At 46.1% G+C, this 14,123-nt stretch carries 16 protein-coding genes and 1 other annotated feature; of the genes, 1 reads left to right on the forward strand and 15 read right to left on the reverse strand.

Annotation, left to right across the window (positions count from 1 at the left end; translation table 11 throughout):
- Positions 1 to 62: 62 nt before the first annotated feature.
- From C7R56_RS07720 to spxA, 3 genes are all read right to left on the reverse strand, one after another.
- Positions 63 to 1,229, reverse strand: coding sequence for a competence protein CoiA (locus tag C7R56_RS07720; protein WP_159072197.1), 1,167 nt, complete (start codon positions 1,227 to 1,229; stop codon positions 63 to 65).
- A 453-nt stretch (positions 1,230 to 1,682) separates the two neighbouring features.
- Positions 1,683 to 2,345 carry an adaptor protein MecA gene (locus C7R56_RS07725; protein ID WP_234402605.1) on the reverse strand — a complete coding sequence of 221 codons (663 nt, stop codon included), beginning with the start codon at positions 2,343 to 2,345 and terminating at the stop codon, positions 1,683 to 1,685.
- A 218-nt stretch (positions 2,346 to 2,563) separates the two neighbouring features.
- Positions 2,564 to 2,962, reverse strand: a complete 399-nt coding sequence (gene spxA, locus C7R56_RS07730) for a transcriptional regulator SpxA (RefSeq protein WP_086985466.1) — start codon at positions 2,960 to 2,962, stop codon at positions 2,564 to 2,566.
- Positions 2,963 to 3,351: 389 nt separating this feature from the next.
- Here spxA and trpS point away from each other — a divergent pair, with 389 nt between their 5' ends.
- Positions 3,352 to 4,344 (forward strand): tryptophan--tRNA ligase, encoded by a 993-nt coding sequence (gene trpS, locus C7R56_RS07735; protein WP_107995967.1) that lies wholly within the window; start codon positions 3,352 to 3,354, stop codon positions 4,342 to 4,344.
- An 81-nt stretch (positions 4,345 to 4,425) separates the two neighbouring features.
- Here the strand turns inward: trpS and C7R56_RS07740 are convergent, their stop codons facing one another.
- The 12 genes from C7R56_RS07740 to C7R56_RS07795 form a co-directional block, all read right to left on the reverse strand.
- Entirely contained in the window at positions 4,426 to 5,433 is a 1,008-nt protein-coding gene (locus C7R56_RS07740; protein ID WP_107995968.1) for a lipoate--protein ligase, read from the reverse strand.
- A gap of 56 nt (positions 5,434 to 5,489) precedes the next feature.
- Positions 5,490 to 6,230: an MBL fold metallo-hydrolase gene (locus tag C7R56_RS07745; protein WP_107995969.1), complete on the reverse strand. Its 741-nt coding sequence runs from the start codon at positions 6,228 to 6,230 to the stop codon at positions 5,490 to 5,492.
- Positions 6,231 to 6,466: 236 nt separating this feature from the next.
- On the reverse strand, positions 6,467 to 7,897 hold the full coding sequence (gene hemG / locus C7R56_RS07750; protein WP_107995970.1) for a protoporphyrinogen oxidase: 1,431 nt from the start codon (positions 7,895 to 7,897) through the stop codon (positions 6,467 to 6,469).
- A 118-nt stretch (positions 7,898 to 8,015) separates the two neighbouring features.
- Positions 8,016 to 9,101, reverse strand: coding sequence for a M42 family metallopeptidase (locus C7R56_RS07755; RefSeq protein WP_107995971.1), 1,086 nt, complete (start codon positions 9,099 to 9,101; stop codon positions 8,016 to 8,018).
- 111 nt (positions 9,102 to 9,212) lie between these two features.
- Positions 9,213 to 9,572 (reverse strand): 50S ribosomal protein L20, encoded by a 360-nt coding sequence (gene rplT, locus C7R56_RS07760; protein WP_086628381.1) that lies wholly within the window; start codon positions 9,570 to 9,572, stop codon positions 9,213 to 9,215.
- 54 nt (positions 9,573 to 9,626) lie between these two features.
- On the reverse strand, positions 9,627 to 9,827 hold the full coding sequence (gene rpmI, locus C7R56_RS07765; protein ID WP_086628382.1) for a 50S ribosomal protein L35: 201 nt from the start codon (positions 9,825 to 9,827) through the stop codon (positions 9,627 to 9,629).
- A gap of 30 nt (positions 9,828 to 9,857) precedes the next feature.
- The gene (gene infC, locus C7R56_RS07770; RefSeq protein WP_086628383.1) at positions 9,858 to 10,361 is read right to left on the reverse strand and encodes a translation initiation factor IF-3; all 504 of its coding nucleotides are present in this window, start codon (positions 10,359 to 10,361) and stop codon (positions 9,858 to 9,860) included.
- Between the two features lie 44 nt (positions 10,362 to 10,405).
- Positions 10,406 to 10,537 (reverse strand) — a sequence feature (ribosomal protein L20 leader region).
- Positions 10,538 to 10,622: 85 nt separating this feature from the next.
- Complete coding sequence (gene folK, locus C7R56_RS07775) at positions 10,623 to 11,123, reverse strand: 2-amino-4-hydroxy-6-hydroxymethyldihydropteridine diphosphokinase (RefSeq protein WP_107995972.1); 501 nt, start codon at positions 11,121 to 11,123, stop codon at positions 10,623 to 10,625.
- A 4-nt stretch (positions 11,124 to 11,127) separates the two neighbouring features.
- Complete coding sequence (gene folB, locus C7R56_RS07780; RefSeq protein ID WP_107995973.1) at positions 11,128 to 11,496, reverse strand: dihydroneopterin aldolase; 369 nt, start codon at positions 11,494 to 11,496, stop codon at positions 11,128 to 11,130.
- Complete coding sequence (folP, locus tag C7R56_RS07785) at positions 11,489 to 12,313, reverse strand: dihydropteroate synthase (protein WP_107996027.1); 825 nt, start codon at positions 12,311 to 12,313, stop codon at positions 11,489 to 11,491. The genes folB and folP overlap by 8 nt, the downstream gene beginning before the upstream one ends.
- 40 nt (positions 12,314 to 12,353) lie before the next feature.
- Entirely contained in the window at positions 12,354 to 12,911 is a 558-nt protein-coding gene (folE, locus tag C7R56_RS07790; protein ID WP_106450871.1) for a GTP cyclohydrolase I FolE, read from the reverse strand.
- A gap of 18 nt (positions 12,912 to 12,929) precedes the next feature.
- A complete protein-coding gene (locus C7R56_RS07795; RefSeq protein WP_107995974.1) occupies positions 12,930 to 14,120 on the reverse strand; it encodes an amidohydrolase in 1,191 nt (396 codons plus the stop codon).
- Positions 14,121 to 14,123 lie beyond the last annotated feature (3 nt).

Consider the following 14,123-nt stretch of genomic DNA (forward strand, 5'->3'; position numbering starts at 1 on the left):
TTTTCAATAGTATAATTTTAGCATACCTTGAGACCGAAAGGGTACTTAGAGTTGAACACGTTCTAACCCAAGCAAGAATGATGACCCTCAGTTTGCCTATCCAACGGCGTGGAAATCAGGACCCATTCTTCCCTGCCGATGGCTGCGGCATGCCCATCCTCGACCAGCCGCATCATAAATTGGAGCAATGGTTCCCATAAATTCGCCTCCTCAGCTTCCATCGACGTCCTTGTCCGGATTATGTTCATGTGTATGCATTTTGACAGCCAATCCAGCAACTGTTTTTTCGTGAGCGGATTGGCCATTTCCGGTTTACTGAAATCCCTGAGCAAATAATACCGCCAAATATATGCCGGCGTACGGATACCTAATGTTTTGCAAGGCAATTCGAACAGGAATGCCGGTAAATGATACAGGTCCTTCCGATCGAGATAGACCGCCAACAGAAATTTCCGGTGCTCCGGATCGGTGCGGTACCGCAATAGGTTGATATCCTTCGCCTGCATGTGCTTTCGCTGAGCAGTTTTCCCGGTAGATTGCGGCATCAGATCGGTATCGTTAGGCAAACTCCCCTTCCTATAGATATTCTCTAAGTAAGCAATTGTGAGCTTATCCCAAGGAATCGCCGTCTTCACAAAATAGAAACGATCATCACCGCCCAACTTGAGGTGGTGATGGATAAGCATTTCTTCCGCCTGGGTATCCAGAATCCCGATCCAACTGCCAAGTGCAACGGAATGCTTCAAGAATTGATAGACAGATTGCGTCATTTTGATGCCACCAGGTTGATAATTCATCCCACAAATCCACCATACTTCGTAGCCGAATCGTCGGTATCCCTTTGTCCGTTCCGACAAATCGGCAGCAGAAATCGGACTGCACTGGTACTCCACAGCAATTTTCTTTCCATCCGCAAAAACAAGCAAGAGATCCGGGCGCTGCTGCAATTCAGGCAGCCAACACTCCAACGTGACTTCAAAGCCTTCACTCTTGAACTTATCCAGAAGCAGCTGTTTCCCTTTCAGATGGGGAAGCGTTTCGCCTTCCGAAAAAGCGGCACAATCCGAATGTTGGTGATGGGCAAAATGGGCAATCATGATGTTTCCTTTTTTCAGCACCAACTTCCCTTTGCACGCCGGACAATAATATTCTTCAACATTCTTCCCTTTTTCTTTTGAGGCTTGGTAAGCCTGAACCAGTTCTCCATTAGCATTTCTAGCGATCAGCATAAGCAACCGCCCTTTCTGTCTCTTTCCCATAATATCCGCAGAAGAATTAGAAAAGCGTTCCAAGCCCGAACTGCTTCGAAAGAAATTTAGGAAATCGTGCCTTGCAACGTTCCCTACGGTCACCTTGTACTGGGAGTCTTAGAGCGCAATATGCTGAGAGACTTCCGAAACAAAGGAATCAACGTGACCGTACCGGTCAGTTGTATCGTGTTTCTAAGGCATCAAGATGACAAGAACTATCGCCTTGTCGAATAGTATCCTTGGCTCGTAGAGACAAGGGGTTCCTTTATTCCTTTTCCGAGAGGCTGCCTTGGAACGCTAGACATCGGTTGGAGATGCAGAATATTGTTGCAAATGTATAAAACGCTTGTGGTGATGCAATTTTCAATTAAATTAGTCAACCTCGTTGAAGTATAAAAAAATCCGACCCTTTTCGGGGTCGGATCAGATTAGTTATTTAAAGTAGTGTCTGGCTGATTCCAATGCGTTGTCTTGGATGACCAACTTACCGTATTCGCCCAATATCTCAACAGCAATATCAGATTCCTCCGCAAATTCCAAGGCCTTCAAAATTTCATTGTCGATATTCGTTTCCGTCATCTCATCTATGAAGTAGACAACCGTCAAATAGTATTGATTATCATAATAGTAAAGCGAAGATACGCCGCTCTCCAAAAACATCCGTTTCGCCAGCTCCAAGAAGTCATCAAAACTCTGGAATTTAAATACGACTTCCAAAGGTGCCATATCATCTTCTTCAGATTCAGCATCCGTTTTATCACGTGCGTTGAAACTCTTTGTCTGTTTTTTGATGTAATCCACTACATGCTCCAATTGATTGGAGCCATTCGCCATGTCGAAGTCGTCTTCATTGTTCATCCCTTTACTGATGAATAACTCTAAACCATTCCCATTAGGCAGCACTTGGAAAGTAATTGCATCTGATTCATGAAATTGATTATCAACATCGACCTCCTCGAGGATGCTGTAGAAAAAGCTCTCGATTTGCTTTTGATTTCCTAATAAATCCAGAAAGGTGATGCCTCTTTCCTCTAAATCAGAATTCTCAATCAAAACGCGAATTGTGTTTTCGTTGATGTTTTCCATTTCCATCATGCTTCACCCCACTTTTCTTTCCCTATTTTTCTTATACCCATTGTAAATCAAATCGCAAAAATGTAAAGCCAAAAGCACAAAATCTTTTAACTTCTCATTTGTTTTCTCATCTAAGTGTTTCTGTCGTTGTAAAATATCGAAGTTCAGCGGTCAAAAAAGACAAGTACAGCCGTCTGTCCGGTGCACTTGTCTGTTGATTCCTGTTTAGTTGCGGTTGACTAGAAGTTTGCCAATCTTTGCGCTTTTTGTAATTCCAACGCGCGGACTTCCCTCGGCAAGAAACGACGGATTTCATCTTCGTTGTATCCCACTTGCAAACGCTTCTCATCCAAAATGATCGGACGACGCAACAGGCCGGGATTATCCTCGATCAAAGTGAATAATGTATTTAAAGGTAATTCATCTAAGTCGATGTTCAGTTCTTGGAATGCTTTGGATCGAGTGGAAATAATTTCTTCGGTGCCTTCTTCAGTCATTTTCAGGATACTTTTGATTTCAATTTCTGTCAAAGGTTCGGAGAATATATTCCTTTCAGTGTAAGGGATGTTATTGTCTTCTAGCCATGCACGTGCCTTGCGACATGAAGTACAACTTGGGGAAGTATATAATGTTACCATCTCTGATCTCTCCTTTATTCGTAAGCTTTATTTGTGAACCACTTACAACTATTATTATAAACCAAGCCACGCACAATAGCTATCCTTTTTTTGGGGGTTCTACACACTTCCGTCACATTTACGACACAATTACACTTTTCAATAGTCAGTAAAAAGTTTGTGAAAACCTTATTTAAAGGCGTTTCCAGTCAACATATCTCAATTCTGAAATTTTACAATTTATAATAAATATCGTTTGATAATTATTTTTTTCCGAATTCAGTCTAAATTTTAAAAACGCTTCCATTCCATCCACAATCATCCAACTTTATGCATTCGATTTAAATCGTGAATACAAGCTCAATTTGCGTTATAATAAATAATGACGTATTTAACCTAGGAGGCTTTTTATGAAAAAGAAAATATTTTCCGGCGTTCAGCCCAGCGGTATCCCGACAATCGGGAACTATATCGGAGCTATGAAACAATTCGTGCAGCGGCAAGAAGAGTATGACTGCACCTACTGCATCGTAAACCAACATGCAATCACCGTTCCGCAAGATCCAGCCACTTTGACCGAACGGACACGTGGATTGGCGGCTCTTTATTTGGCGCTTGGAATCGATCCGAACAAATCGACCATCTTCATCCAATCGGAAGTCCCTGCTCATGCTCAAGCTGCGTGGATCGTCCAATGTAACACTTACCTGGGCGAATTGGAGAGAATGACCCAATTCAAAGATAAATCCTCCAAACAAGAGACAGTTTCGGCCGGATTACTGACCTACCCGCCTTTGATGGTAGCGGATATCGTCCTCTACAATACGGATTTTGTCCCTGTCGGCGAAGATCAGAAACAGCACATGGAATTGACAAGGGATTTTGTGCAGCGTTTCAACAACAAGTATGGAAAAGGCAAAAAAATCCTCTCCATGCCGGAACCTATGATTCCCGAAGACGGCGGCCGAATCATGAGCATCCAGGACCCTACCAGCAAAATGAGCAAATCCGACAAGAACACCAAAGGGTACATTTCTTTGCTGGATGAACCAAAAGTCATCCGCAAAAAAATTAAGAGTGCCGTCACCGACTCAAGCGGCATCATTGAATACGATAAGGAAAACAAGCCGGGTATTTCGAACTTGTTGACTATTTTCTCGGCCTTTACCGATCAACCGATTGATCAATTGGTAAATGAATTCGCCGGCTCCGGCTACGGCAATTTCAAAGAAAAATTAGCGGATGCCATCATCGCTGAATTGGAACCTATGCAGAATCGTTATTATGAATTGTTGAGTTCCAAAGAATTGGATGACATTTTGGATGCAGGCGCGAAACAAGCGAATGCAATTGCCTCCGAAACTTTGAAACGCATGGAAACAGCAATCGGCCTCCACAGATAGAACAGAAATGCTGAACGAGTTTGTTCAGCCCTATAGATGCAAAAGAGAAGCTCCGCTAATTGCGGGGCTTCTCTTTCATTATCAGTACAATTCTTCAAGCAATTCCTCTGCGGTCACATTACCGAAGTATTTTTTGATGTCAAGTTCATTCAATTTAGCCAGCATATCCTCTTTGGCATATTTGACGCCTATGAAAGCATCTTCAACATCCTTGATTTCCCCCAAGCCAAAGAAATCCCCGAAAACTTTCAGCTGTTGGATATGCCCATCTTCAACGTTCATGCGGACTTCAATGGATCCGATCGGAAAACGATGATGTTTTTGGATTTCGAATTTAGGTGATTTACCATAATTCCAATCCCAGTTGCCGAAGTACTCTTCGCGGATTTCATATACGCGTTTCCAATCTTCCTCGGTTAAATGGTACTCTTTTACTTCCTCACGCGTTTCGACATCAAAAATCGACAACAACATCAAATCACGGAATTCTTCCGTAGTCAGGTTTTGATAAGCCTCATCAACAAAAGGTTTGATGTTGGTCACGCGGCTGCGGATCGACTTGATGCCTTTCGATTCGATTTTCTCTTTGCGTGGTTTCAACGCGCCGGTTACGGCATCCAGATCGGAGTCGAATAGGATCGTTCCATGGGCGGTCATCCTTCCGTTTGTCGCATACATGGCGTTCCCCGAGAATTTTTTCTCCCCGATCACCAAATCGTTTCTTCCTTTTAGCTCAGCTTCTTTGACGCCTACGCTGTGCAAAAAGGAAATGACTGGCTTTGTGAATTTCCCGAAATCGCGGAATGAATCACCATCATCCTTGGTGATGAAGCAGAAAGAGAAGTTCCCCAAATCGTGGTACACTGCGCCGCCCCCGGACATACGGCGGACAATGTGTATCTTATTCGCTTCGACATAGTCCGCATTGATTTCTTCAATCGTATTCTGGTTGCGTCCGATGATGATCGACGGCTCATTGATATAGAACAACAGGATCGGTTCATCCAAGATTTTTTCTTTCAATAAAAATGTCTCCAACGCAATATTTACGCTAGGGTCCAACTGTCCTTGATTATCCACAAAATACATATGTTTATACCTCTCCCATTCTTCATTCAATTTGTTGTTCTGGTTGCTGGACGCGATTAGATTGTGATGATCCGGTCCTTTTTGGCAAGCGTGACGGATACGGAAGGTGCTGCTTCCTTCGCTTGATCCAGCAGCACGGATAGCGCGCCTTTTTGAGGCAAATGCGTCAGAATCAGCTGTTTGACTGCCGCTTCTTCAGCTATCGCTCCGACTTCGCCTGCAGTCATATGCGCATGGTGCCGCTCATTGCCGTTGAACAGGTTTGCATCAGCCAAGAATAGGTCAGCAGCCTTCACAAAAGGCACAAATGCCGCCAAATAGGCTGAATCCGCACCGAACACGAAGACTTTCCCGGTGGCTATCTCTTCGATCCTCAACGCATAGCACGCAACCGGATGGATGGTTTTCAGAAATCGGATCCGGAATGGCCCCAATTTCAACGTTTCCTCCGGCGTATAGGCAATCCCTTCACTCACTCCCGGCATTTCCAGCAAGCGGAAAAATTCCGATTCAGCATGACCGTATATCGGCAGTATTTTTTTTGACTTGCCTTCAGCAGGCTCTTTCAGCTGAAAAGTATATTGCAGAACACCCAAGTCCGCAATATGGTCCGCGTGATAGTGCGTCAGGATGACCGCATCCAAATCCAACGGGTCCAGATGATGCTCCAGCGACAGCAAAGCGTTGCTGCCGACGTCGATCAATAGTTTGAAATCATCGGATGTCAGCAGATACGCCGTCGTCCCGACATCTTTTGTGGGATAGCCACCCATGCAGCCCAAAATAGTCAATTCCATTAAACGTCCCCCAATCCAATATTTGATAATCAAAGAATCCTATTCAGATTATAGCATGCCTTTAGCCATCCTCAATGGCAAACTCTTTCACAGGCACGAAAAGAAACAGTCCTGACACTAAAAAAAACAGCTTAATATCGTTGGGTTCATTATAGCACCAAACAAAAACAAACACTATATGAAATTAAAAACAGTCCACCTTAATCTGTAAAAACACAGATTTGCGGACTGTTTCATTATGTATTCGGACTGTCATTCTTTTCCAGTTTTTTCATGTAACGGATCGCCTCGTGGGCTAAGCGTTTTCCCTCAATGACGGCATTTTCCAAACCATAACCAGTGATTCCATTTCCCCCTACAAAAACACCTCTTTTTGCATACTCTCTCCGAACTGGATATACTTCTTCCAACATCTCTTGTCTTTGCTGCAAACTGAAATGAGGCACGGCTTGTCCCCAGCGATAAAAAGTGGACTGCAAAGGTTCCTCTGTCAAAGCCAAAATTTCCTTCACTTCATTTTTGATAATATCCATCACGAGATCATCGGCTAATTCTATCAAGGTTTCTTCCAGACGTCTGCCGAATTCCACAAGCACATAATAATAATCTGCTTGTTCAAAAAGTGGCCATTTGTTGTTCAAAACGACAACCTTCGTGCTATGAAAGGAACTTTTCCGCGGAATCACAAACCCTTGCCCTTCCGGTAGGTTATTGACTGATTTTTTATTTATTTTGAAAAAAACGGTACCGACACTCGTGCTTTGGGCCTTCGGGAAATCATTCTCCTTAGCGAAGCCTTCCAAAAAACCAAGGGATTCTTGGGGGTTGGTTGTGATGACAACACTCCCAGCACGCATGGATTCACGACCGTTCAATTCAATCATAAGCAGGTCTTCTGACACATTGATCAACGATTTAACTTTCTGATTCACGTATAGATGGCCTTCCGTATGTTGGGCCAGACGTTTGATTAAGCTTGACAACCCCCCTTTGAAGGTATATTCCTGACCGGAGCCATCCGCGTAGCGCATCAGCTGCTCTTTTTTGCCTTTTCCGATGTGCGCCTTCCCATAGATCGTCACCAAATTCCCATCAAATAATTTCACTGGCATCAGTTCCATGGAGCCATAGACGTTGTCCGGATAGTAGGGTTCAGCCATATAGTCGACCACTTCCCGTCCCAAACGGAATTCCAAAAAGTTGTCGGTTGAATATTCTGGGTTCTCATGTAAGCTTTTGGACAGAAAAACGCTATTCATGAACGCCCGGAGCTTTGCATCCAAAGTCAATCCGTTGGCCTGCCAAATGTCATTCAGAAAGAGCGGCATGCCATGGTAAGTAGGCATAACGTCATCGATGACCGCATTTCCATCGAACAACACCAGTTTCCCCCCTCGGCTGAATTGTTTTTCATCTTCCAAACCTAATTCCTGCAAAAAACCGGAAATGTCCGCGCGTCTCGAATCGAAAGCCGAAGCCCCTACATCAATCGCATAACCATCCATATCTATCGTATGGATCATGCCGCCGACCGAGGCTCGATCCTCAAGAATGACATACTCAAACGGGAGGTTCTGTTCCCGGATGGCTTTATCGATTTCGTAAGCGGCTGTCAACCCTCTCAGTCCGCCGCCAATGATCGCGATACGTCTTTTCATCTTCTCCATCCTGTCATCCCCCCCTCTTGCTTTATTGACACCCACTTTTTCATTATCTATATCTTACTCTATCCACCAACGAAAATATGTGGATACTTTTCGACAGATATTCATGCTGTTTTCATTTTTAGACGTTTTCGCGGATCTGTTTGACCGCTTCGCCATCCAAGCGTTTGACTAATTCCGTGACCAATTTAACCGCATTCAGATAGTCATCTTCATGGATTATGGACGTGTGCGAATGCAGATAACGTACCGGCACCGTGATCGCAAAGGAGGGAATGCCATCCAAACTCTGATGTTGGGCACCGGCATCCGTACCGCCGCCTGTGATGACTGTGTACTGGAATGGAATTTCGCATTCTTCGGCAACGCCCACAATGAAGTCGCGCAAGCCACGATGCGGAATCATCGACGCATCATAAATCAATAACTGCGGCCCTTTTCCTAATTCGGAATCCGCTTCTTGAGGCGTCATTCCTGGAGTATCCCCTGCCGTGCCAGTATCCAAAGCAAATGCGATATCCGGACGAATCATGTGCGTGGCCGTCTTCGCTCCGCGCAGACCCACTTCCTCCTGGACATTCCCACCGCTGAAGATTACATTCGGGTGCCCGGCTTTGGCGACATTTTCCAACACTTTGAGCGCAACGGCCAGTCCGATGCGGTTATCCCAAGCTTTCGCTAGCAGGAATTTGGAATCGTTCATGCGTTTGAAGGAAATGTAAGGTGTAATCATATCGCCGGGCTTGATGCCCCATTCCGTTACTTGCTCTTTCGAACAAGCACCGATGTCGATGAACATATCTTTGATTTCATATGGCTTTTTGCGGGCTTCCGGCGTCAGCACATGCGGTGGTTTGCAGCCGATGACCCCGTGGCGGCGCTCGCCTTTCGAGTTGGTGATCTCCACTTGTTGCGCCAGCATAACCTGATTCCACCAACCTCCCAAAGTTTGGAATTTGATGAATCCCTTCTCGGTTATGGTCGTCACCATGAATCCCACTTCATCCAAATGCCCCGCCAACAAAATGGTGGGGCCCTCTTCCTTACCGGCATGTTTGGCAAAGAGACCGCCCAATCCGTCCTGCGAAAAGCTTTCGGCGAAAGGTTCGGCATATCGTCTGAAGACTTCACGTACCTCCCCTTCATTGCCCGGAACGCCTCTTGCATCCGTCAAATCGATCAACATTTGTAATTCTTTCTCTTCCAAAATAATACCCCCATTGATTTAGCGACATAATATCAGTATAGCATTTACTCTAAGAAAAACAAAAAATCGCTGCACTCCCGATACAAGACCGGAGAGGCAACGATTCAAAAATTATTTAGCTAATGCAGCTTTAGCTTGTTCAGCCACTGCAGTGAAAGCTGCAGCGTCCGTAACAGCCAAGTCAGCCAACATTTTACGGTTCATTTCGATACCAGCAAGTTTCAATCCGTGGATCAAAGTGCTGTAGCTCATGCCGTTGATGCGAGCAGCCGCGTTGATACGAGTGACCCATAATCTACGGAAGTCACGTTTCTTTTGACGACGGTCTCTGTAAGCATAAGTATAAGATTTCATTACTTGTTCTTTAGCTGTTTTGAATAATGTATGTTTTGAACCGTAATAACCTTTAGATAATTTAATAATCTTTTTGCGGCGTTTACGGGTTACTGTCCCACCTTTTACACGTGGCATAGTGATTTCCTCCTTATTAGAACCAAAGTTCTATCTCGTATTGTTGTTTTAGAATTATTTCATTTGTGATAATTGTTGGCTGATGCGTTTCATATCAGATGCGCTAACCATTGAAGCTTGACGCAATTGACGTCTTTGTTTCTTCGTTTTTCCGTGGAATCTATGGCTTGTAAAAGCGCTCCAACGTTTTAGTCCGCCGTTACCAGTTCTTTTGAAACGTTTAGCTGAACCACGGTGAGTTTTTTGTTTTGGCATTTGTCTTTCCTCCTAAATTAAGTTACAAATTTATTTATCGGCTTTTGGTGCCAACATCAAGAACATGCTTCTTCCGTCCATTTTAGGATGAGATTCAATCGTCGAAACGTCAGTAAGCTCAGATGCAAGGCGATCAAGGACCCTTTGTCCGATTTCTTTGTGGGTGATTGCACGTCCTTTGAATCGGATGGATGCTTTCACTTTGTCACCTTTTTCCAAGAATTTGCGAGCATTCCGCATTTTCGTTTGAAAATCATTTTCGTCGATGGAAGGACTCAAGCGCACTTCTTTAAGGCTTACCACTTTTTGGTTTTTACGGGCTTCACGTTCGCGTTTTTGTTGATCGAAACGGAACTTGCCGTAATCCATAATACGGGCAACGGGCGGGTTTGCATTTGGCGATACCAAAACTAAATCTAAATTTGCTGCCTCTGCAATCTGCAATGCATCACTTTTCGATTTGACTCCTAGTTGCTCGCCGTCACTACCTATAATGCGTAGTTCGCGGGCACGGATGCCGTCGTTAACCATCATATCTTTTGCTATGGTCGTTCACCTCCATGATATTTGAGAGAAAGAACGCAGAAAAAAGTCGGCGGGTCATAATAACCCGCCGACAATACTTGCATTGCTGCAAGTTACTTGTACATATCTGGCCCAGGAACGCAATTGTCCGCTTAGGCGAGAAGCGGGTGCTTCTGCTTAATTTCTCAACTTTTATAGTATACCTTGTTGCAATGAAAACGTCAAGCGCATTTCTCTAAAAATATTCTTTTTCAAGATATGCTCAGACATTCAGGATTCCGGTGCGTATTTCCAGATTTCTTCGAGATCATTCGCTGGCAATTCCGCCACCAATTCATTGACTGTCTTGTTCCATTTCGGAACGATTAATTCGGGATTCAGCTCCTGCAAAGGCAAAAGCACGAAAGCGCGCTCCTGCATCCTCGGATGCGGCACGATTAACCGTTCTTCTTCAATAATTTCCGCTCTGTACAAAACAATGTCGACATCCAGCGTGCGCGGTCCGAAGCGGATGGTCCGCACTCTGCCAAGCTCCTCTTCGATGCTTTGGCATCTGTCCAGCAGGTCCACGGGCAGCAGATCCGTTTCCGCTTCGAACACAAGGTTCAGGAAATCTGGTTGATCGAGGTAGCCGACGGGTTTCGATTCATAAATGGAGGATACGCGTTTCACTTCCACATCCGGAAAGGACCGGAAGAGCTCCAAAGCTTTTTCAAGATGGGCTGCGCGAGGTTCCAGATTCGTACCTAAGGCGATGAACACGACAGGCATGCGCTTAGCTCCCTTCCCTTTCGCGGTAGATTTCAACCGCAACGGAATCATAATGGCCGACGATCGGCGGATCCGGTTTGATCACTTTCACTTGGCAAGACTGCAGCCCGTCGAAGCGCGCAAACAAAGCGATGGCGATATGCTCCGCCAAAGCTTCGATCAGGTTGAAGTTTTCGCCCTCCACTACCGCTTTGACGGCCTTGTAGGCATGTCCGTAATGGATCGAATCCTCCATTTTGTCGCTGTAGCCGGCTTTTTTTGTATCGGTGTGCAGCACAACATCTACGTTGAAGCGTTGTCCTAACACCTTTTCTTCCGCATTCAATCCATGAAAAGCATAGAACTGCAGATTATTCAAATAGATTTTATCCAATTGGGCTCTCTCCTTTTTTCAACATGATATCCATCATCCGCGCCATTTCCGCATTGGCCTTCACATTGTGCACGCGGAAAAGCTGGGCCCCGTTCACGATGCCCAAAGCAGTCGTTGCGGCTGTCCCCAGATCTCGCTCCTTGAAAGGGAGATCCCCAAGTGCCGTTCCGATGAACCGTTTCCGGGACGTTCCCAAGAGCACTGGGTAACCTAGCTCCGTAAACCGCTTCAGATGATGGACAACATTCAGATTGTCTTCATAGGTTTTTCCGAATCCGCAACCGGGATCCAGAATGATGTTTTGCCTTTTGACGCCTGCTGACACTGCGATCCGCACGCTCTCGGCCAAATCAGCCAACATATCTTCGATCAAAAAGGCATAATCCGACTTTTCCCGATTATGCATCAAAATGATCGGCACATCAAATGCCGCGGCCACCGTTGCGATTTCGGGATCGTACTTGCAGCCCCAGATGTCGTTGATGATGTCGATGCCGGCTTCACAAGCCGCACGGGCGACCGCTGACTTGTAGGTATCAATCGAAAGTGGCACATCGATCGCCTTTTTGAGCGCTTCAATGATAGGCACTACGCGGGCGATTTCCTCTTCATCAGAAATCTGAGTATGGCCCGGGCGTGTTGATTCCCCGCCGATGTCGATGATGTCGGCGCCATCCGCAACCATTTCGAGGGCGTGGGCGACGGCTTTTTCGACCGTGTTCCATTCCCCGCCATCGGAGAACGAATCGGGCGTAACATTCAGTATCCCCATGATATGGCTGCGCTGCGACAGATCATATACTTTTGTTTTTGTCATTAATTTCAAGGTTCATTCTCCTCGTCAGCGTGCAATGTGTCTACAGTTTGATCAATTCCAGCACTTCGCTTCTGGATTTGAATGATTGTTTGAATGCGCCACGGACTGCGGATGTCACGGTCTTGCTGCCCGGCTTTTTCACGCCTCGCATCGTCATGCACATATGCTCGGCTTCCAAAACCACCATGACTCCCTGCGGTTGCAGATGCTCCATCAGGATATCCGCAACCGTCGTCGTGATCCGTTCCTGGATCTGCGGTTTTTTGCTGACCTCATCCAAGATACGCGCCAGCTTGCTCAAACCGATCACCTGTCCATCCTTCGGCATATAAGCGATATGTCCCACACCAAAAAACGGAACCAGATGATGTTCGCAAGTGGAATAAAAAGGAATGTCCTTCACTAATACGATTTCGTCGGTATCTTCATGGAAGACCACTTTAGCGTGATCGGCAGGGTCTTTCTCGACACCGGAAAAAATTTCCGCATACATGCGCGCCACCCGCTTCGGCGTATCCTGCAACCCTGAGCGGTTCGGGTCTTCCCCGATCGCCTCCAAAATCATTTGGACGGCGGTTTCTATCTTTTCTAAATCCATTTTTATCCTCCTAAACGCTCATTCCCCGGCTAACGCCGCAAGGGTGATATCAGCGACTGTTTTAGCCGCGACCAATAGAGCTTTTTCATTGATGTCAAATTTCGGGTGATGATTATTGAAAACTTCTGCCTGATCCGGGCGAGCACCGACATTCAAGAAAGCGCCGGGGATCTTCAGCAGATACTGTCCGAAATCCTCCGCTCCGGTATTGGCAGAAGTTGCGATGACCTGTTTCAAGTAAGACCCGACACCATTTTTTTCCAGAACAGCAGCGGCTTTCGCAGTCTCTTTCGGATGATTGTACAAAGGCGGGTAATCGGAGTTGTAGTCGATATCCACTTTCACGTCATACATCTCTTCAAGACCGCGGCCGATCCGGTGGAAATGCTCCTCGATGACTTTTCCGACTTCAAGATCCATGTAACGGGCATCTCCACGCAGAATCAGGTTGTCCTTTATGACATTGCTGCTGCCGACCGCCTCGAAGGAGCCAATCGTCACGACAGCCATATCATACGGGTTGATGCGCCGGGAAACAATTGTCTGCAGATTCATCACGAAGCTCGATGCCGCCACGATTGTATCGTTGGAGCGGTGCGGTTGCGAACCATGCCCGCCCGTCCCCTGAATCGTGACTTTGATGTCACTGCAACCGGCGTAGGCGAAGCCGCTCGTGTAAAAGACGGTGCCCACTTCATAGTCCGGATAGAAATGGATGCCGTAGATTTCGTCGACATCGTCGAGCAAGCCGGATTCCACGATGCTCTGGGCGCCGGCGGGGGCCATCTCTTCGGCATGCTGATGCACGATTTTTACGGTCCCTTGCCATTGGTCCCGCAGACGGATCAGGCATTCAGCCAAGACCATCAGATAGGCGGTGTGTCCGTCATGTCCGCAGGCGTGCATGACGCCTGGATTTTTGGATGCGAACGGCAGACCGGTCTGTTCCTCGATCTGGAGCGCATCGAAATCCGCCCGCAACGCGATGGTGCGGCCGGGTTGTTTCCCATTGATCGTGACGACGATGCCATAGCCGTTCCCGACATTCGTCTGCACATCAACCGGTTTATCTTCATAGAAACGGGCGATGAACGCAGCCGTTTCTTTCTCATCGAATGACAGTTCAGGATGCTCATGGAAATGACGGCGCAGAGAAATCATGTCATCTTCGCGGCCATCCAACATTTTCATCAATTCATCTCTTAACATCTT

Origin of the sequence: Trichococcus paludicola, from assembly GCF_003052295.1 — a bacterium.
GTDB classification, from domain to species: domain Bacteria; phylum Bacillota; class Bacilli; order Lactobacillales; family Aerococcaceae; genus Trichococcus; species Trichococcus paludicola.